Raw genomic sequence first — 19,846 nt, 5'->3', positions numbered from 1 at the left:
CAAGCGGGATCATCTAATGACCATCAGGCTATCGCAGCGCGTAACCACCATCAAACCCTCGCCCACCCTGGCGATCACCGCCCGTGCTGCGGAAATGCGCGCCGCCGGTCAGGATGTCATCGGCCTGGGTGCCGGTGAACCGGACTTCGACACCCCGCAGCATATCAAACAGGCCGCCATCCAGGCCATCAACGACGGCTTCACCAAATACACCGCCGTGGCCGGCACCCCGCAACTCAAACAGGCGGTGGCAGATAAATTCAAGCGCGACAACGGGCTGGACTACAAGCCAGAAGAAATACTGGTCTCCTGCGGTGGCAAGCAAAGCTTCTTCAACATGGCCCAGGCCCTGTTCAACCCCGGCGACGAGGTGATCATCCCCTCGCCCTATTGGGTATCCTACCCGGATATGTGCCTGCTGGCCGGTGCCGCCCCCGTGTACATACAAACCGGCCCCGCCCAGCGCTACAAGATCAGCCCGCAACAACTGCGTGCCGTGATCAGCCACAACACCCGACTGTTCGTCATCAACAGCCCCTCCAACCCCTCGGGCATGGCCTACAGCAAGCAGGAACTGCTCGCCCTGGGTGAGGTACTGCTGGAACACCCGCGTGTGCTCATCGCCACCGACGACATGTACGAGCACATCCGCTGGGGCGATGCACCCTTCGTCAACATCCTCAACGCCTGCCCTGCGCTGAAGGACCGCACCCTGGTACTCAACGGCGTCTCCAAGGCCTACTCCATGACCGGCTGGCGCATCGGCTATGCCGCCGGCCCGCTGGAAATCATCAAGGCCATGACCAAGATCCAGTCGCAAAGCACCTCCAACCCCACCTCCATCTCCCAGGTGGCGGCCCAGGCCGCCCTGGAGGGGCCGCAGGAGTGCATCGGCGAAATGATCGTCCACTTCAAACAACGCCACGACTACGTGGTCGAACGCCTCAACCGGATCCCCGGCTTCAACTGCCAGCCCTCGGACGGCACCTTCTACTGCTTCCCCAGCGTACAAGAGGCGATAGACAACATCCCCAGCATCAAGGACGACCTGGCCCTGGCCGAATACCTGATCGAAAAGGCCGGCGTGGCCCTGATTCCCGGCTCCGCCTTCGGCACCCCAGGCCACATCCGCCTGTCCATCGCCACCAGCATGGACAACCTGGAAAAGGCCCTGGACCGGGTTGAAAAGGCCTTCACGCGGTTGACATAAAGCCGAAGCCCTATATAATGCCGCCTTCTTTTCCCCGGTAGCTCAGTCGGTAGAGCGGGTGACTGTTAATCACTAGGTCGGCGGTTCGAGCCCGTCCCGGGGAGCCAGACACAGAAGAAGGCTTGCAGCTCGCTGTCAGGCCTTTTTTCTTGCCCGCCTTGGTGCAATGCCCGGTGGGAGACCTATTGGAGAGGTGCCGGAGTGGTCGAACGGGCCTGACTCGAAATCAGGTGAACTCGCAAGAGTTCCGTGGGTTCGAATCCCACCTTCTCCGCCATTCACCTTCTTCTACAAGCACTTAGCTCGGATACGGGCACACTCCTCATATACATCCATCTCCAAGCCTTTCGGACCTTGGTTCGGAAGCAGGCTCGGTATTACGGCCACCGAGTTTTCGGGGACTGACCTACCCTATCGACCATAAGTTTCATTTTTCCAGCATAAAAACATTCTGTGCCATGTAGGCCTAGGCTTACAGCCCTGTAGGCGAAGGCCTACAGACGACTGATTCAACACGATGTATAGTCGGTGACGCTCCGAGCTACTTTAGATTGGTAAGCTACCGCCAAACCTCACGCTAAAAATGGAAATAGACTCAATGGCAACAGCAGATTTCGTCAAGCAACTCTACACCAACCTCCTCGGCCGCGAAGCCTAGACATCTGCCTAGGCCTTGTAGGACGAGCAGGCCAATGGCGGCTCCGCGAGTAACTGAAGTACCGGGCGACATGACTCTGGCAACGCCCTGCGTGGGGTAATTGCGACTTGAATCCGGCGTTATGAAGCAAGTAGCCCGGACGTGCTGCCACAGCGCCAAAACTCAGGGAGCTCAATCAATTCTCAGCCCTCAAGGGGACTGGCAGCCCTGGTGGAGCTGGCGGCGGCGCTTACAAATTGTCGACAGCCAAAAGAATACACAGGAGATCGCGCATGAAATTTAGCATTAATTCTCGACATATTGGAATGGCACTTATAGTGCTATACCTCATAATAATGACTTCAAATTCATACTCTGCAGGCCTGCTTGACTGCAAAGTGAACGATCCGGATAATGGGGAGTTCTATAGTGGTGACTGTAAAAACGGCTTGGCCGATGGAGTAGGAGTGGCACGAGGAAGAGACGAGTACGAGGGTTCATTCAAGGCCGGTGTACAACATGGAAGAGGAAAATATATTTGGGGGGAAAACTCCGACTGGCCTGGCGATATCTATGAAGGCGATTGGCTAAATGGTCAGCGTACCGGCCAAGGAAAATACACATGGGCCAATGGAATTGTTTTTGAGGGGACTTTCAAAAAAGGTTTCAAAATGGGATTTGGGTCCGAAAAAATACCGCTTGCTGAATTCCGTAAGAGAGAGATGAATGATGAAGACGGGGGTATCTGGAAAGGCAATTACTATGAGCGGACAGGCCTGTTTTGGTCAAACAAATTCATTGGTAAATGTGATAGCAAATCAGCATGCTTTGATGTGTTGCTAGCTTATAAAACTAACGAAGAAGATGAAATGAGGAAGGAGCTTAATCAGGTCTCTTCCGAAATGCAGACTCTAATTGATCAGACTAGCCAGGCTATCGACCAAAAAATAATGCAGAAAGAGCAAGAGGAGGAGCGACTCAGCAATAGCAAGCGGGAGGAGGAGCGAAGACAAAGAGAACTGGAAGCAAAGCGGCACAAGCAAATTTGTTTGGCTCAAAGAGAAACCTGCAGAGCATCATGCCCTGGAGGTAATCATGTGGAGGCACGCAGATGTCGGAGTATATGTAGCGATAGGATAAAGTGTAACTGAATAAATTTTCCTGAATTTGATCGGCTGATTTGTTGAGTTGAGAAAGAGGGTAAATAATGAACAGACTCTGGTATGCGCTTGTTTTACTGTTATTGGTTAACATGTTTTTCTTTTACGATGCCGCAATAGATAGTTCTTATCGCATCCTAATTGTTAAGATTGAGGATCGAGATTCGGAGATATCTGAAATTCCGGTTATTTTAGAATCATTGCGAAAAGGAGGAATGATAAATATAAATGTAGAGATTGCTAGAAAAATAAAACCAAATTTTGATGAACTCTATGCGATTACTGATTCTGAAGGAATGTTCAGAGGTGGGCCTGCACTATTAAACTGGGTTTCTGATCATGGATGGAAGTTCACAAGCACAACTATGGGCGATTCTGTATTCACAAAAAAATGGTCAATACTTAGTCTAGATAGACTTAGATGACTAAAGCCAACTTGCGTGGATGTGGTATAGAAATAAAGTAAAACAACTTATCCAATAATCCTATAGATCAGCAATGCTCTTGTTTTATAACTGACGGCCCTTATACAATCAGGCTATCATTACTTGCAAACAAAATTAGCAAGATCACTTTTGCTTGAGCCAGGCAGTAATTCGAACCACTTTGTTGGGTCTTCTTTGATTTTAGATGGTGATTGCTCGCTATAGCCTATTTCACGCATTTTCATAGTGGCGCAGTTTGTTTCAGTTATAGTGTATACAACACTGTCTACACCCTCGCGCTTATGTAAAACACGGACAATGTCTCCGCTTCTCGTCTTCTCGATGAGAAAATATTTTCCTTTGTCACCTGAAACGCTACGAGGTATTAATATCCCATCATCTTTTTGTACTTTTGAATCACCTGTCTGCTGCCGAGGTGTGGCGCAAAACTTGTTCCAGAGTTTGACAAATTCATTATAATCTTTGAATTGCTCTTCGAGAAATGTAAGGTCAGATTCCCCGGCAGACATGAACTTCTGATAATCACCATACCCGCCAAAACTGTTTTTAGAGCTAACTTCGCCGCAAGTCATAGGGACATTGTCGGAACCTCTATGAAAATAAACATTTCTGAATTTAGCTGAACTTGGATCTCTCAATTTTTCCTTCACCGCCTGTTTTCCACGATTCATCCATGCTGACTCTTTGCTCTTTTCTGACTCTCTTTGCTCCCTCAGTTTATCCGCCTCCGCACGCGCAGCAGTTCTCTCCCTTTCAAGCCGTTGCGCTTCTTCTTGCTTAGCCTTCTCAACTGCAATGCGCTCCTTCCTCAATTTATCCGCCTCCGCACGCGCAGCAGTTCTCTCCCTTTCAAGCCGTTGTGCTTCTTCTTGCTTAGCCTTATCGGCTACCATGCGCTCCTTAACAAACTCAACTCCACCATCATTTAGCACCTTTTCTACTTTGGCTTCAAATTGAGACTTGATCTGTTCTAGCTTTGGATTTGGTGATTTAAGAAGCAGCATAGATGAGTTACGAGCGGTCTCAATAATTTTTATGCGTTTGCGAAGTTCTTCTATTGTGTGATCGCCAATCCGATCAATTTCCAACATGAGATTCTTTGCCGGTACTCCATAAAAACCTTCGATAATATGCCGCTTACCATCTACAGTGAGGTGAAATACAGTCGCATCATTCTTGACTTCGCAGTAGGCATTTGACCACTTTACAGTGTTTGGGCTGAATATATTTGGCGTCCACATTGCAGAAGTAATTTCTAATGACACGTTGGCAGTTACTTTTGCAGCTTCAGAGCATGCCTTTATATCTTCTAATTCGCCTGCATGAATTGATTTAAAGCTCAGCACTAATGCAACCGCAAATAAAAACCTAACCATATATCCACCTGATTTCACTAATCTGATTTATAGCAGGAGTTTAGCAAACTCCAAAATTTGCAATAGGGTAGCCTATTGGAACGCCAAAAGCCATGAATCAATCGCACTCAATTTAACCCGCAGCGGCGGGTTTTTTATTGCCTGTGATTTTCCAACTTCCACTGATCCTGCAGGAAGGAAGCCGTACCGGCACGATGCCAAGACCTTTTGGGCCGCTGATTCGGGGTCTTTAAAGATGGAAAGGCGGCAAGGGACAAGTTGGCAAGGATGCCACCCCATCAAACCCACACCACAGGAGCCATCCAATGCTGTTATTCAAATCCGCTGCTGATCTCCGGCAACTCCCCACAGACCATCCCGCCTATCCCCTCATTGCCGATCTGGTGCAACGCCTGATCGTGGACTGGCACATGCAACATCGGAGCTACGCCCCTGAGGATGATGGCTTTATCTGCCTTATCCAGGAGGGCGATCAAGATAGACCTCTCCATGAAATCTGGCCCGATGACTCCATCACGCTGCTCGATCTCCGCTATAGCTGGGAAGGCATCATGCCTGCTAGGCACGGCCATTGGCAAGCGATTTTCCTGGCCAACAACGAGGCCGGCATTGTCTTTGTCATTCCCGATGCCGAGTGGATCACCGGCGAACTGCGGGAATCCATTCTGGAGAACCTGGATGTTTAATGCACCAACCTAACTGCGCTCTTTTGAGCATCTTATATGAATAAATCCTATTCAATCCTTACAGGAGAAATCCCAATGTCCAAGACAATCGAATCAGTAGAAACCAACCCTTTGCGTATCCTGCAAGTGGGCACTTGCCCCAGTCTTAGTAACAAGTCGGAGCTGCAATATCACATCGGCAGCAATGAACAAAAGGAGCTGTTTCTGCGCATAGCAAAAAATAGTGGAGGTGGCTTGTTTAGTCATGAATTTGTTAGCTTTACTGCTATCCACCAAATGCTATCCAAGATCGACCCTGAAGCCACCATCACCAGCATCCTGCTCAATCCCATCCTCCGAGGCCGTAGCACTAACACAGCGGGCTTCATAATGGCAGTGCTCCTGGCCAAGGGTGTAGTGGTCTCCAAGGGCAAGCGTTCTATGCAGAAGGGCGATCCCGAGGGGTTTGTCCAAGCCATGCAAGCCCTGATCGATGCTGGGACTGACCTCCAGGTGGAGGAACCCGGCAAGGCCAAAGCGAAAGATAGTAAGGCTGAACCGCCCAGCGCCAAAGCCAAAGCAGCGAACACTAAGAAAACTGCCGCATCCAGTAACCCCGCCTGATCGAGAGAGTTGTAGTCACCAAGTCTGTTTCTCATAGTCCCTGAAGCCTAAGGCTTTTCTCTTCACCGGTCTGTCCAGACCGAGCCTATACCGACCCAAGCGCTCTTTCTCAAGCGCGTTTCCCCACAACCACTTACTGCCCACCCTGGAGGTTCCATGATGACCTACCTGATCTTTGGTGTCGTTCTGTTACTGCTGTTCGCGTTCCAACCCATGCTCGGCATAGGCCTGGTACTGGCCTTTGTTCTGTATCACACAGCACCCCTGGCCCTGGTCATTCTGATGGCTCTGCTCAGCTTGAGTCTGTTTCTAACCACAACAACCGGAGAGTAAATCCATGTACTACCCCAACCCCGTCGAAACCGCTCTGGAGCTCTTGCCCCTGATCGATCTGGAAGACAGCGAGCTTGCTGCTGTGCTCCATGATCAAATATTGTTACTGTCTGGCCGCAGTCCCGAGCACGATCCCTGGCCGCTATCAGGAGAGGCGCTTTCGCCCAACCTCTGCATCTGATACGGCCTAACCTCAGTAGTCCTTCCTCAACACCCGCCTCTCTATCCATCCCAAACAGATCAAGTCAGAAGCAGCTTCATTGCTGAGAGCGCACTGTGCCTGTTTGTTTGTGGATGGATGAGGAGGGCACCAATCTGGAGATATCACTATGAATCCCATCACCGCAACCTGCGTGCCCACGAACCAGCGGCTGTCACATACCGACCACCTGTTTGGCCAAGCCTTTCCCCTGCTGTTGGAGCCCACAGTCTATGGCTGGGCCTCTCGGCTTAGCCCAGACTATAAAGGCGGTTACTGGCAATTTTTCCATCTGAGCAACGGCGGATTCTGCATGGCACCGGAAGCCGATCATGCCTTTCGGGTTATCGCCGACAACGGCTATGAAGGCAGGCTCTCTGCCGACGCTTTTGGCATCGTTTGTTGTATGTACGCCTACAGTCAGCTGTCGTTCATTGACAACCCCGCCATGGCTCAGGTGTTCGCCCAGCATTTCCATTGGCTGCGGGACTACCTGCTGGATCAGCCCGAGGCCGAGGACATTCTCAGGGCCATCGACTAGGCCGGAGCCGGAGCAGGGATGCTCAAAATGCCAAAACGTATCATTTTGCAATTACCCCCCTTCGATAAATCAACAGCCTGGTCCAGCACCAGCTGTCCCCCGATAAAGGAGCCCCATGCGCTGCACTCTGATCCTCTTGCTTGCCACATTGCTGGCCCTCTCCCAAATCTCTCTCCCCGATTGGCTACTGCCGCGACTACCTGTAATGGCCTCTCTCCCTGCAATCCGCCTGCGCCAACTCCAACAGCGCCACCACCAGCTCCAGCAACAGCACCGTCAGCTGGAAATCCGCCATGAAACCCTCCGCCTGGAACACCAGCGCCAAATCCGGCATCACCAGCGAGTCGGCCAACGTATAGCCCGCCGCTCGATACTGGCCATAGGTCGGAATCTGGCGGCTGCTCCATTAGAGGCGGTACCGGTGCTGGGCTGGGCGGCATTGGCTGGCGGCTTGGCGCTGGATATCCGCGATGCTTGCCTCAGCCTGCGGGATCTGGGACAGGAGCTACCGCCGGGGTGCGACCTGGTGGAGTGACTGGGGGCGGAAAAGGCGGATTTTTCAGGGGTGGGGGCTTCGGCTGTAAATGGAGGGCACAGGGCCCCTGGCTCAGGTCGGAAAAGGCGGATTTTTTGGGGCTGGGGCTTTGGCTGTAAACGGAGACTGTGCCCTGAGAGGGCGGAAAGGGCGGATTTTTCGGGGGTGGGGCGTTCGCCGAAAACGGAGGCTGTGGTGCCCCGGCCCGATCCCTCTCCCGCTACCGACAAATGGCCCTGAGGCGATTTCCCGACTTTTCCGACTAACCTAGCAGACAGTGTGGGTATTAGGTCGGAAAAGGCGGATTTTTTGGGGCTGGGGGCGTTCGCCGTAAATGGAAGCTATGTCACCCCGGTCCTATTCCGCTACTGATACGTCCCCCAATGCTGAGTTTTCCGACCTTTCCGACTAACCCAACTGGCAATTTGGTTATTAGGTCGGAAAAGGCGGACTTTTGGGGGTGGGGGGTGTTCGCCATTATGAGTGCAGGGATTTGCTCCGTCACTTCGTTATCAAGCTGAGTTCATGACAGCTGTGCAATCCAGCAATATAAAGTGATATAGGTGCTGCGAGGAAAAGAATTTTGAAGTTAGCTTGACTCATCTCGAGTTTGTGCCATCATTAACTCTGTTCGATCACAGAGCGACAAAAAAAATAGATGACACAAGGGCTTGGGGCCCGTTAAATAGGAAATTAAAATTATCAAGGCGAAGGCGGCTTAGCCAGATAAAAAGCAAAATACCTACTGAAAGCACCTTTAAACACTGGAACTGCAAATACCCAGCATAACGTCTCTTCGAGAAAACCCGCATTACAAGTGCCGCACCATAAAGAAAAGTGAGATCCATTGATAAGCGCTGCTAGAAAAGCGCAGTGGACTCACCCAGTTTAAAGCCCCATATCAAGGGGCAAACCTATATCAATATAGACGTCGCAAAGATCGGGCATTCACGCCAAGGCGGTTTCGCATTGGTATTTTTCTCACTCGTAATAAGAGGAGATTCAGAATGTCTGAATCAAAATCAACGATTGACCCTCGTTCCATTAGGATCGGTTCAATTCCGGTCAAGCCAGCTGATCCCAGGGCCGTCATCACGGTGGTGTGCGACCCTGCCCATAGTCTCGGAAAACAGTTTAAGGAACACGCCGATGGTTCCATCAGCAAACATGCTGCAGTCAGCGTTTCCCTGGGCATTGCCGTACAGCATCGTGTGGAAACCCTGGAAGAACTGGCCAAGCTGTTAGAACAGGTCGGCAACGATTCCCACGCCGCCATCATCAATGCGGGCTTCTACGGTATCGAGATCGGCGAGGAATTCCTGCTGCTGTCCGGTGCCGAGCTTGAAAAGCGTACAGGCATCCCGCAGAGCAATCGACAGGCCCAACTGGGCATTCACTCGGTTGAGTACAACGGCAAGACGATGAAGGCGATGGTGCGATTCAAGGAGAACGTCACGCCATCCTGTTGGCAGTACATGGACCGCGACGTAGATGAACACACGCCAGCCCCGATCGCCGCTTTGTCTAATGAGGAATGGGTTGCAGCGATAGCCAAGGTGGTGCCTGGGTTTGAGCAGGTATCCTATCTCTTGGCGGCGTCCACATCTTCCAGGGTCTTAAAGGATGGCAAACCCGTCGGCGCTGGCAATGGCCACCTGTGGTTTCGCGTTCAGGACCCCAGCGATATCGAGCGTTTCCGGGTTGCCTTCATGGTGCAAGCAGCAGCTAACGGCCTGACCTGGCTGAAGCCACGCTACAGCAGAACGGAACCCGGAAAGGTTATTGGCCAATCCCTGACCACCATCATCGACACCAGCGTATTCACGCCGGGGCGATTGGTGTTCGTGGGCAAGCCAATGGCCAGCGACGGCTTGGTGGTTGAACCGCAGTCGGTGCAAGTCCATAAGGATACATTAAATGCTATCGATACTGCGCTGGTAGAACTGCCCGAACCGGAGCAAGTCCGGGCCATCACCCGCAAGGCAGGCGGCGAGATGCGTATCCAGAAAGGCGAAAAGGGGCTGGTGTGCCATGTCCAGGATTTGACCCTCGACACGGAACTGGAGACCCAGCATCAGGGTACTGTCACGGTCAGGGCGCTGCAGGAACAAGGCACACTTGTGAAGGTTCGCAGCCAGACGCCATTCCGGGAATCCAACAGTTTTGCCGCCTTCTACAGCACCAATGCTCAGGGCAAGCCTTTCGTCCACGATGTGGGCACTGGCACGACGCATTGGCTCAGAGACGAGGATGCCGAGGAGTTGGTTCTTCTCCAGGCCAAGGCCGTGGTTGCCAAGGCGTTGCAGGCAGCTGTGGATGATCCCGGTGCGCCTTTCGAGTCGAATGCGATAGCGGCCCTTGCGGTTATCAAGGCTCAATCCCCTGCTGATTTCCAAAGAGCCCGCATCAAGCTGAAAAAAGTCAATGCCGAGATCTCGGTTCAGGAGTTGGACAGGCAGCTGGCCAAGCAGTTGCGACGTGATGATGTTCCCGGCACCCATTTGGGCTTCGCCAATGGTTTGCTCAAAGACCTTACTGTCGACGGCAATGCACCGGTGGGCTACGCAGGCCAGCTCTACGTGTGGGAGCCAAAGCAGGGCATTAGGGTGTCGTTATCGCGAGGGGCGCTGATCAAGCGTGTGGCGGAACTTTACGACGGCCAATACCTCTGCGAGCGCCACAGTGACTACAAAGCGGTTGCTGACTTGGCCCTGTCGCTGGCCGAAGATGATGAGTTCTTCGCCAAGGCACCAATTGGCGTGGCCTGTTCACAGGGGTTCATCCGGATTGTGGATGGCAAGGTCACCGTGGAGCCTCTCACCGTTGAGCATCGCCAGCGTTTCAAGCTGGATGTGGCACCTACGGAAATGCCCACGCCGCTGTTCGATGCCTTCCTCCACGAAACCTTCGCATCCTCCATCGAGGGCGAAGAGGCCGATCAGGTCAGGCTGGTCCGTGAGGTGATGGGCGGCATCCTGTTGGGTCTTGTTGCTAAATTGCAAATGGCGATTCTTTTTTATGACCCATATGGAAGGGCCGGGAAGGGCACCTTAGAGCGCATCATTCGCCGGCTGGTCCATGCGCTATTTATCACAGCCGTTTCACCTTTCCACTGGCGCAGCGACTACCACCTGGCAACCCTGGCGGGATCGCGTCTTAATGTAGTCGGCGAACTACCGGAAGGAACACCGCTGCCCTCGGCGGAATTCAAAACCGTTATTGGCGGCGATCTGTTGTCCGGTCGGCATCCAACAGAACGGCCGTTTTCGTTTGTGAACGAGGCAGCGCATCTGTTTATGACCAATCATTTCATCACCACAAAGGACCAGTCCGAGGCCTTCTTCGCCCGCTGGCGGTTGGTTGAGTTCCCCAACTCGCGCCTGAAATCGGGCAAACCCATTGACCCCGATCTCGCCGAGCGCATCATCCAGCAGGAGTTGCCTGGAATCGCCCATTGGGCACTGCAAGGCGCGATTCGCTTGCTACAACAGGGGAAATTCTCGCCTTCTCGCGTCCATGACCGGCTGATGGCGCAATGGCGGCGCAGCAGCAATTCCCTGGACGAATTTATCCATGAGTCTTGTGACATTGGTGACGATAGTTACACCTACCAACGGGCGGCGTTCTACCGGGATTATGTCGCGTGGTGCAGTGAAAATGGCCGCAAACCGTTTGCGAAAGGGAAGGCGTACGACCTGCTGCGCAACAACCTGAACTACGCCATCCGCATGGTCGAGTTGAAAGGCATCGATACCCTAAAGGGCATTCGGGAAACGCCCGAAGGCCAGGTGCAAAAAGAGTTCGCTGGCGAGTTGGAAGGCATTGAGGAGGACGATCTGATCGGCGACATCCTTTTTTGAAGCCATAGCAAAAGGGCCACGGATGGCCCCAACGCGCACCAGCAAGCAGGTCGGCGGAAAACGGCGGGCGATACAGCATCCATTTACCGGCAAGCCCCCCTGGGGGCAAAAATCCGCCTTTTCCGACCTAATACCCGAGCTATGAGTAGGGTTAATCGGAAAAGTCGGAGTTTCCGCTTCCGGTACCCTCGCCCATCAGCGAACTGCAGCACTAGTGATCCCGAATGTCTTGACAAGACGCCATTGTGGCGATTTTTTTATTAATTTTAATAGGGTAGTAAGAAATGAAATGTCCAACCAATTACTGCAACCAACGTGGATTCCCGGAACAGATAAGGCTTTCTCATCGGTACCACACATCGGGAAGGTTGATGTGTTCCATTTTTCAGTCCGTTGATGAGGTACTACCTGCCATCAAACCTGAGTGGACTCTAACTTTGGAAATCCTTCTAGGGGAGGCCAAGTGGAAGCAATTGAAGAGCCGTCACCTGCAATATTCAGGAGGCCGATGCTTAGCCATTTTAGTTCGCAAGGGCTACTTGCCCTTGGTGCGTATTAATAAGAGCGGAACCGCCAAATATCGCATCAATATGGCGCGCTGGCGAGAACTCATAAAAGCACTTCCGTTCGAGTTACAGGCTCATATGCCGAACTTGAGTTCACTAAACGATTCCATAATCAATTAGGAGGTAACATGAAGGCACATCTGACGCAGAAACTGATAGACACTGGCCTTTTTTGCCCGGAAGGTAAGAAGCGTGTCGAAATCACCGATGCCACCTATAGCAGTGGCATGTATGTAGAAGTTCGCCACACCTCGCCGGGGCAAGGCACGTTCTACCTCCGCTACAAGGATAGCAGCGGCAAAACCTGCCACCAGCGCATCGGCAGAACCACGGAGCTGTCCCTGACCGATGCCCGCAAACGCACCCTGGAGCTAAAGGCCGAGATCGCCAAGGGCGCCAATCCTCGGGAAGAGGAAAAGGCCCGGAAAGCCGTGCTGATCTTCGGCGAGTTCTTCACGGATCATTACATGCCCTATGCTCTGGGCAGGAAGCGCTCGGCAGCTAAGGACCAGGAGATGTTCGATCTGCGGTTATCCAAGGCGATTGGCCACCTGCGGCTCAACCAGATCACACGGCAGCAGATCGTGCAGTTCCAGAACCAACTAAAAGCCGAAGGCCTGAAAAACAGTAGCAATAATCGCTATGTGGGATTGATCCGCAGGGTGCTGAACCTGGCTGTTGAGTGGGGTATGCTGGAGTCATCGCCGGCCACCAAGATCGGTCTCTTGCGGGAAGACAACCAGGTGGAGCATTATCTGAACGACAGCCAGATGGCGAAGTTGCTGGAGGTACTGCGGAGCCATCCCAACAGGCCAGTGTGTTCCATCCTGCAGTTCCTCCTGGCCAGCGGGGTTCGCCTGAATGAGGCATTGACGGCCCAGTGGAAATACATCGACAGGAACCAGCGCACCCTGACTATCCCGGCGGCCATTGCCAAAGGGAAGCGGGTACGGTCGGTGCCGCTGAACGATGCCGCCATGGCGATCCTGGACCAGCAGGGCACTGAGGGACAGCATACCTATGTCTTTGTGAACCCCAAGAGCAAAAGCCACTACACTACCATCCAGAAGGTCTGGGAGCGGATACGGGCCAAGGCCGGGTTGGAGCACTTGCGCATCCACGACCTCCGGCATAATCATGCCTCTATCCTGGTGAACGCGGGAAGGACGCTCTATGAGGTGCAGCAGGTGTTGGGCCATGCCGATCCACGGGTATCGCAACGATATGCCCATCTATCTACTAAAACTTTGCAGGAAGCATCGGCTACTGTGAGTCAGGTGCTGACCGGGCATCAGTGATGGGCGCTATGGGCAGGGAGGCCCTTTACGTTTTGTGGCTGGTGTCAACCCAAGATGATTCGCAACACTTGCATGCAAGTGCCGTATGATGGAAAAGAATGAAGCGAGTGGCTTAGTGGGTGTAGGCTTGTTCGGTGCGGAGGCTATAGTGACGTTAACGTAACGCCTCACGCATTTGGTCCGGCAACCGGGGAGTGGTTTGGGTGTATCGGTTATGGCACAATTTTCATGTTACGCTGCAATTGCAGATGTTACACTGGTTTCTGCCTGCAATCGAATTCACGTAGCAGGTAGCATTCAATCTTTCTATGGAACGGTAAAAGTCAAGTTTATAAAATTACTGGTATTTAAAAATGCAATTTGTTGATATTGAAGCATGCCCGAAATGTTCTAAGGAAAAAACGAAACATGCAACTAGGTATGTCTATGAGACGGTTTCCACTGAAAATAGACCAACAGAGATATTTGTAGATGGAATACAAAGAACGAGTGATTTTCTGGAAAAAAACATCTCCACTACAAATTCACTTACAAAGGCATTGCAACAAAAAGTAAGTTCTTTTAGTAAAAATTTAAGCGGTTTTCATGATGGCGTAAGAAAAGACAATGAGTCTGATAATATAAATAGTTTCTTGTCCTCAGATGCATGGTTCTCTTGGGATAAAAAAATAAATTTACGCAAATCTCTCCAGTCAAATGAACAAATTAAATATGTCATAAACAAAATTAAAAGCACATTAATTGATAACACGGATATTCTAGAACTACCAAAGCCAATCCCTAAGTTTTCTCCACCAAAAGAACCACAGAAAAGAAAGATTCAAGAAAATATTATTGAGAAAATTTCGAATGTTCCACCGGTAAGACCTTTGGAACCGCAAAAACCAGAAAGTCAATCTTGGTCTTCACACTTCAAAATGGCACTAATTAAATATGCTGTTTTTTCAGTAATTATTGCGCTTTTTATAGCATATCTGGCACCTACTGAAGTTGGTGTCATTGATGACATTAAAGCAATATGGAAGGGAGAATATATTTCACCATTAACAAGGAAGATAATCGTTTTTATTGCCGTATGTCTCCCCTTGTTGGTGGTTAATTTTCCAATGGCATTTATTAGTGCTTTTTTTGGAAACAAGAAGCTTAAGAACAAATACATTAATGATATGAAAGAATATGATACGAACTTGGACAAGTACAATACTGAACTTAGTAATTATGAAAGTAATCAAAAACAGAAAAAAAAGGAACAAGAAGCGATAGAAAAAGAATATGAAGAAATGATGGTAGAGTACAGAAAAAATTTGGAAAAGTTAGAAAAAGAATACCATATTTCAGTTAATCTACATAATAAGAAAGTTACCAGTATCAAAGAAGAACGTTTGGAACTATGGAATCGCTTGAGAGTATGTCAATCATGTAGTCATGTTTTTCTGGTAAATTGATGGTAATTGAGTTCAGAGAAAAAATTTTCGCTAATAATCACATGCACTCGGAAAGAAAAAAGCACCACTCGTTCCTCGCTCTGTTTTTTTTGCCGGTGATTTGCGGCGTTAGACTTGGCGATTTCGGTCATCTGAGCGAAGCTTCCAGTCACCTGGCCAATGTCCCTATACCCCTGATTATGTGTTGTTCACCTACCAACGACCAACGGCAGCTCAACCTCCGATAGCTGCCCCTGGCCGCACGCCGCACCCGGAGTAACCCCGGCCCTGAACCCGAGCGCCGTCGCCTCTGCCCCAGAGTGCCACCCTGCGGCCCACTCGACCCCGGGGCATGGCGACCCCCGTGGGGCACCCCCAGCCGCGCCACCTCGGGCAACTCTGGGCCACAGGGTCCAGCGCCCTAGCCATTGCGGCCGGGTCGGTCGGCGTTCGGCAGAGCCATTGCCAAAGCCATAGCCCACTTGCCATTGCGGCAGGCAACAGCGAACGATGGCAGCCAGAGGTTCGGTCCTGGTTCGGTTTCTGGCAAAAACGCTGCCGCAGCCCTCGTGCCAGTTACACTGTCCGTTGGACTGTTAATCACTAGGTCGGCGGTTCGAGCCCGTCCCGGGGAGCCATATAGCAAAGAGGGCCAGGATGTCATGTCCCGGCCCTTTTTCTTGCCTGCCGTGGCGCAATGCCAGCGGCTGTCCTATTGGAGAGGTGCCGGAGTGGCCGAACGGGACTGATTCGAAATCAGTTGAACTCGCAAGAGTTCCCAGGGTTCGAATCCCTGCCTCTCCGCCATCCCTTTCTGCTTCAATCACTTAGCTCGGATTCGGGGCTTATTTCTATGCACATCCATCTCCAAAACTATTCGGTCGGTAGTTCGGGTGTGGGGTCGGTATTGGTTCGGTACCTAGATTGACGAAAAGCCCGTGTCTGGTTAATGATTTGACGATGGAACTCAGATACAGCAAGCAAGCCATCAAGTATTTGTCGAAAATGCCCAAACAGCAGGCAAGTGCTCTGCGCTTGGAACTGAAAAAGCTTGCTGCTGACTTCGATGGCTATGCCGGAGATCTCATCAAAATGAGCGGTTGCACGTTATACCGCTTACGGGTTGGAGGTTACCGTGCCATTCTGGAACTACGCGAACAGCGTCTGGTGTTGATGACCTTGAAAATTGGGCCAAGGGGAGATGTATATAAATGACGACACAGATTATTGAACGGGCAGGCCAGCCGGAATATGCGGTTGTGCCCTGGGCTGAGTATCAGGTACTGAAAGAAGATGCAGAGGCCTTTCATGAACTTGCCAGCGCGGCACGGCTATCCAGCGCCATAGACGCAGGCGAAGAAACCTACCCAGACAGTCTGGTAGAACGTCTGCTCTCGGGCGAGAACCCCATCAGAGTCTGGCGAGAATACCGGGGTTTAAGCCGCACAGCCTTGGCCGCTACCCTGGGTATTTCACCCAGCCTCCTTACGCAAATTGAGACCGGCAAGGGCGAGTTGACCCCTCCCCAGCAAAAAGCCATGGCAAAAGCCCTGAACGTTGACCTGGACCTACTGGCCTGATCCAAATTCCGCCTGGAGCTCGGATCTGGGCGTATTTCATATATGGACGTTTCTCTGGGTTCGGTGGCGTGGTCGGAATTGGGCCAGCCTGCATTCTGTGGAAAATCCTTACTATGCAAAAAATATCCGCCACTATCCTGGAGTTTGGCCAGCCCTTCCTGGATCTACTGCCAGAGGGCGCGAGCAAACGCGAATTTGAAGCCTACCTTGGCATTGTCGTGACTGCTTGGAATGCGGTGGTGATGGATGAGTGGAACCATGATGACAGCATGCAAAAGCAGTTCATGAGCCATCTGAGCAGCATGCCGCCCGCTTATCTGGAGCTAATGCAAGCCTTGCTGGGCCGAAAGAAGCAATTATTTGCCGACGACCAGCGGGCGGTAGGACACCATGAGCTGATCGAGAAAAACGGCGAATGGGTCTTCAGGGCAGAAGCCCGAGGGAAATTGGAGCATTGAAAAGCTGCAACAGTGCGACCGAATGACTGCCTCGATGGCTGAGTCGGTATTGCTTAACGAGCCCTCAGCCAATCGAGCAGCAGCAAAACGCCAATGGTAAGCAGGTACAGTCCTGCCATCACTGCGGCGTAGAGCGGCAATTCTTGCGTTGGAATGGGCTCGCCAATACCGTGAGGCCCTAACCCAAGAATGATGAAGGGCTGTATGGCCATGAAGGCCACCGTGATCCAGATGATGGAGGCCTTCTTGCTGCGCCTTTTCTCGGTAATCCGTATCCGATCGTCGTAAGGGCGCAGGAATAGACGGGAAAGCTTCTTGGCCATGACCAACTCCAAACATCGCTGCAGAGAATATCAAATACACCGCAGAACTCATAATCGCTTGGCGCCTTTTGGCAGTGGCCTTGCGCCAGTAGCCAACCCATTGATTGGCAATGGCTCTCCCGAAATAGACACCAGGCGACACTAGTGTCCCGTTAAAAAAGTCACAGATACCTGCAAGATAATGTTTCTATTCGGTAATTTACAATATTTAAGGGATGGTCTATTCTTAGAGCAAAATGCGATATGAAATGGCTTAGGTTGCATGATCTTCGACATTTGGGACCATCTAAGCTTGCCTCACAAGGAGAGAGTATCTATATCATAAGCAAGCTGCTTGGTCATCGAAACGTCCGCACATCCGAACGCTATAGTGCCGTGTCAGATGCTGCATTGAAGCGAGCAAGCCAGAATTTATCCGAGATTCTGGACAAGGCGAGCAGTGTACGGGAATGACCAAGACTTTGCAGGAAGCCAGTGCCACCGTTAGCAGAGTTATCTCCGATAGTCAGGTGCTAACCGGACATCGATGACACCGGCAGGGGCACGGAAGCCCATTCTATTCAGCATCCATTCAGCAAGGCTTCAGCTTAGGTTCATCGACCCTGGCGTAGGCTTATCTCCAAGATCGGAAGCCATCGGGCTTTCCTGAGATGAGTCAACACAGGAGCGATAACCATGAGCTTTGAATTCTCCATCGAATTCGACCTTTTCTCCGCCGAACCGGATGTGATGGTTTACGAAGGCACGATTTGGAACGACTGGATCTACGGCTCCATCGATGACGACGACATCTACGGCTACGCCGGTGACGATGATCTGGACGGGGGGCTTGGCGATGACTTCATCGATGGCGGTGCCGGTAACGATCTTCTGTTTGGCGATTGGGGCTCAGACATCCTCATCGGAGGAGCGGGCGATGATCGCATCGTGGCCAGCATCGGCAGCGATGAATACTACGGCGGCACGGAGCATGACTCCAGCAATGCATGGGATGAGATCGATACAGTCTACTACAGCAATGCCTTCTCGCCGGTGCATATCGAGGTGGCATCGGCCGAGAACAATCTGATCTACGTGGATGCCTACAGTGCTGCTGGAGGCCACATGACCCATGTGCTCCAGGATATCGAGCGGATCGAATTCGACGCCTTCACCCTTGCCTACGACTTGGATGGGAATGCGGGTGACGCAGTTCGCCTGATTGGCGCGGTCTATGGTGCAGCAGAAATTGACAATCTTGCCACCGTCGGCTACTACTTGGACTATCTGGATACTGGGTACAGCTTTGAAGCTGTCATGGGCTATGCCTTGGATGATGTGGGTGCCTACAGCAACGAGGACGTGGTGGACCTGCTGTATTTCAACCTAGCAGGCTGCCTACCGAGCTTCGATGTTCAGGATCAGTTTGTGGACCTACTGGAAGACGGCCTCTTCAGCCAAGAAGAACTTGCGGTATTCGCAGCAGACCTTCAACTCAATGCGTTGAACATAGACCTGGCCGGGTTAGCCTACAGCGGTATCGAATATGTGTGACATTGAGACAGCTTGCAGTTTGTCGAGCCTGATTCTCAGCTGAAACGCGAACCCTCCTCGGCAACATCTGGGGCACCAGGCCCGGTCGCAGCCATAGCATAGGTTCGGGTTCGGTTCGGCACAGCCATAGCCCAGCCATTGCCATCGCTGGCATCGGGGCTGGCCATCACGGACAATGCTCGCCAGAGGTTCGGTCTGGATTCGGTTTCGGGTAAAAACACTGCCCTACCCCTCGTGCTTGCTACACTGTCCGCTGGACTGTTAATCACTAGGTCGGCGGTTCGAGCCCGTCCCGGGGAGCCAAATAGCGAAGAGGGCCAGGATGTCACGAATAATAGGGGACAGACCACGATTTATTTGAAATAGCAATACAAGTTGCACTGATAACCCGCTCCGGCGGGTTTCTTTTTGCCTGCGACTTCGGTCCAAAAGCCATTCCCTTCGAACCCACCGCGTCTCCGGATGCCATGGGTTTTTCTTTGCCCAACAGAACTTGCAGGAGGAGCAGTTCCGGCACTGATGCCAAGACCTTTTCGGCCGCTGATTCGGAGACTCAAAACATGGAAAGGCGGCAAGGGACAATTCAGCAAGGACGCTATCTCAGTATCAACTAACAGGAGCAATCCATCATGCTTACCTTCAAATCCGCCGCCGATCTCCGGCAACTACCCACCAGCCATCCCGCCTACAACATCATCGCCGATCTGGTGCAACGCCTGATCGTGGATTGGCCACCACAGCACCGGCCCTACAACCCCGAGGACGATGGCTACATCGTGCTCATCGAAGAAGAGGGCGATCAGAATCCGCCATTTGCGATATGGCCCGATGATCCTACCATCTTGCTCGATCTCCGCCATAGCTGGGAGGGCATCATGTCGGTGGTCGATGGCTACTGGCAGGCGGTCTTCCTGGCCAACAATGAATGCGGTTTCGTGTTCATCATTCCCGATGCACCCTGGATCACCGGAGAGCTGCGCCAATCTATCCTCGACAATCTGGATACGCCTTGGGAAGAGGCGGACTGATTGCATTTAAAAGCCCCATCTCTGGGGCAAATGTAACTTGCGCTAGTAGT

General features: G+C 51.9%; 20 protein-coding genes and 3 tRNA genes. 21 read left to right on the top strand and 2 right to left on the bottom strand.

Annotation, left to right across the window (positions count from 1 at the left end; all coding sequences use genetic code 11):
• Nucleotides 1–22: 22 nt before the first annotated feature.
• From D5125_09415 to D5125_17045, 5 genes are all read left to right on the top strand, one after another.
• On the top strand, nucleotides 23–1,210 hold the full coding sequence (locus D5125_09415; protein QFY89686.2) for a pyridoxal phosphate-dependent aminotransferase: 1,188 nt from the start codon (nucleotides 23–25) through the stop codon (nucleotides 1,208–1,210).
• Nucleotides 1,211–1,241: 31 nt separating this feature from the next.
• A tRNA-Asn gene (locus D5125_09410) sits at nucleotides 1,242–1,317 on the top strand.
• Between the two features lie 80 nt (nucleotides 1,318–1,397).
• Nucleotides 1,398–1,487, top strand: a tRNA-Ser gene (locus D5125_09405).
• Between the two features lie 653 nt (nucleotides 1,488–2,140).
• A complete protein-coding gene (locus D5125_09400; GenBank protein ID QFY89685.1) occupies nucleotides 2,141–2,998 on the top strand; it encodes a hypothetical protein in 858 nt (285 codons plus the stop codon).
• Nucleotides 2,999–3,054: 56 nt separating this feature from the next.
• Nucleotides 3,055–3,432 carry a hypothetical protein gene (locus D5125_17045; protein ID QPB72238.1) on the top strand — a complete coding sequence of 126 codons (378 nt, stop codon included), beginning with the start codon at nucleotides 3,055–3,057 and terminating at the stop codon, nucleotides 3,430–3,432.
• A 119-nt stretch (nucleotides 3,433–3,551) separates the two neighbouring features.
• Here D5125_17045 and D5125_17040 read toward each other — a convergent pair whose 3' ends face one another.
• Complete coding sequence (locus D5125_17040) at nucleotides 3,552–4,829, bottom strand: hypothetical protein (GenBank protein ID QPB72237.1); 1,278 nt, start codon at nucleotides 4,827–4,829, stop codon at nucleotides 3,552–3,554.
• 305 nt (nucleotides 4,830–5,134) lie between these two features.
• On the opposite strand from D5125_17040, the gene D5125_09390 reads away from it, so the two are divergent.
• The 13 genes from D5125_09390 (at nucleotide 5,135) to D5125_09350 (ending at nucleotide 16,912) form a co-directional block, all read left to right on the top strand.
• Nucleotides 5,135–5,515, top strand: coding sequence for a hypothetical protein (locus D5125_09390; GenBank protein QFY89684.1), 381 nt, complete (start codon nucleotides 5,135–5,137; stop codon nucleotides 5,513–5,515).
• 75 nt (nucleotides 5,516–5,590) lie between these two features.
• Nucleotides 5,591–6,118, top strand: a complete 528-nt coding sequence (locus D5125_09385; GenBank protein ID QFY89683.1) for a hypothetical protein — start codon at nucleotides 5,591–5,593, stop codon at nucleotides 6,116–6,118.
• A gap of 156 nt (nucleotides 6,119–6,274) precedes the next feature.
• Nucleotides 6,275–6,451, top strand: a complete 177-nt coding sequence (locus D5125_17035; protein ID QPB72236.1) for a hypothetical protein — start codon at nucleotides 6,275–6,277, stop codon at nucleotides 6,449–6,451.
• A gap of 4 nt (nucleotides 6,452–6,455) precedes the next feature.
• Nucleotides 6,456–6,632 carry a hypothetical protein gene (locus D5125_17030; protein ID QPB72235.1) on the top strand — a complete coding sequence of 59 codons (177 nt, stop codon included), beginning with the start codon at nucleotides 6,456–6,458 and terminating at the stop codon, nucleotides 6,630–6,632.
• Between the two features lie 148 nt (nucleotides 6,633–6,780).
• Nucleotides 6,781–7,191, top strand: a complete 411-nt coding sequence (locus tag D5125_09380; GenBank protein QFY89682.1) for an antirestriction protein — start codon at nucleotides 6,781–6,783, stop codon at nucleotides 7,189–7,191.
• 205 nt (nucleotides 7,192–7,396) lie between these two features.
• A complete protein-coding gene (locus D5125_17025; GenBank protein QPB72234.1) occupies nucleotides 7,397–7,726 on the top strand; it encodes a hypothetical protein in 330 nt (109 codons plus the stop codon).
• A 1,007-nt stretch (nucleotides 7,727–8,733) separates the two neighbouring features.
• Entirely contained in the window at nucleotides 8,734–11,586 is a 2,853-nt protein-coding gene (locus D5125_09375; GenBank protein ID QFY89681.1) for a hypothetical protein, read from the top strand.
• 694 nt (nucleotides 11,587–12,280) lie between these two features.
• The gene (locus D5125_09370) at nucleotides 12,281–13,450 is read left to right on the top strand and encodes a tyrosine-type recombinase/integrase (GenBank protein QFY89680.1); all 1,170 of its coding nucleotides are present in this window, start codon (nucleotides 12,281–12,283) and stop codon (nucleotides 13,448–13,450) included.
• A gap of 353 nt (nucleotides 13,451–13,803) precedes the next feature.
• Complete coding sequence (locus D5125_17020; GenBank protein QPB72233.1) at nucleotides 13,804–14,895, top strand: hypothetical protein; 1,092 nt, start codon at nucleotides 13,804–13,806, stop codon at nucleotides 14,893–14,895.
• 696 nt (nucleotides 14,896–15,591) lie between these two features.
• Nucleotides 15,592–15,681, top strand: a tRNA-Ser gene (locus D5125_09365).
• A 153-nt stretch (nucleotides 15,682–15,834) separates the two neighbouring features.
• Nucleotides 15,835–16,089 (top strand): type II toxin-antitoxin system RelE/ParE family toxin, encoded by a 255-nt coding sequence (locus D5125_09360; GenBank protein QFY89679.2) that lies wholly within the window; start codon nucleotides 15,835–15,837, stop codon nucleotides 16,087–16,089.
• Nucleotides 16,086–16,454 carry a helix-turn-helix domain-containing protein gene (locus D5125_09355; GenBank protein QFY89678.1) on the top strand — a complete coding sequence of 123 codons (369 nt, stop codon included), beginning with the start codon at nucleotides 16,086–16,088 and terminating at the stop codon, nucleotides 16,452–16,454. Before D5125_09360 ends, D5125_09355 begins: the two co-directional genes overlap by 4 nt.
• Nucleotides 16,455–16,567: 113 nt before the next feature.
• Nucleotides 16,568–16,912: a hypothetical protein gene (locus D5125_09350; GenBank protein ID QFY89677.1), complete on the top strand. Its 345-nt coding sequence runs from the start codon at nucleotides 16,568–16,570 to the stop codon at nucleotides 16,910–16,912.
• Between the two features lie 53 nt (nucleotides 16,913–16,965).
• On the opposite strand, the gene D5125_09345 is transcribed toward D5125_09350, so the two are convergent.
• Entirely contained in the window at nucleotides 16,966–17,235 is a 270-nt protein-coding gene (locus D5125_09345; protein ID QFY89676.1) for a hypothetical protein, read from the bottom strand.
• A gap of 243 nt (nucleotides 17,236–17,478) precedes the next feature.
• Here D5125_09345 and D5125_09340 point away from each other — a divergent pair, with 243 nt between their 5' ends.
• The 3 genes from D5125_09340 (at nucleotide 17,479) to D5125_09330 (ending at nucleotide 19,796) form a co-directional block, all read left to right on the top strand.
• Nucleotides 17,479–17,688 carry a tyrosine-type recombinase/integrase gene (locus tag D5125_09340; protein ID QFY89675.1) on the top strand — a complete coding sequence of 70 codons (210 nt, stop codon included), beginning with the start codon at nucleotides 17,479–17,481 and terminating at the stop codon, nucleotides 17,686–17,688.
• A gap of 222 nt (nucleotides 17,689–17,910) precedes the next feature.
• Nucleotides 17,911–18,768 (top strand): hypothetical protein, encoded by an 858-nt coding sequence (locus tag D5125_09335; protein ID QFY89674.1) that lies wholly within the window; start codon nucleotides 17,911–17,913, stop codon nucleotides 18,766–18,768.
• Nucleotides 18,769–19,397: 629 nt separating this feature from the next.
• On the top strand, nucleotides 19,398–19,796 hold the full coding sequence (locus D5125_09330) for a hypothetical protein (protein ID QFY89673.1): 399 nt from the start codon (nucleotides 19,398–19,400) through the stop codon (nucleotides 19,794–19,796).
• Nucleotides 19,797–19,846: the final 50 nt, after the last annotated feature.

This window comes from gamma proteobacterium SS-5 (assembly GCA_009497875.2).
Taxonomy (GTDB): domain Bacteria; phylum Pseudomonadota; class Gammaproteobacteria; order Chromatiales; family Chromatiaceae; genus Magnetovirga; species Magnetovirga frankeli.
This window is presented reverse-complemented; position numbering and strand designations above follow the sequence as displayed.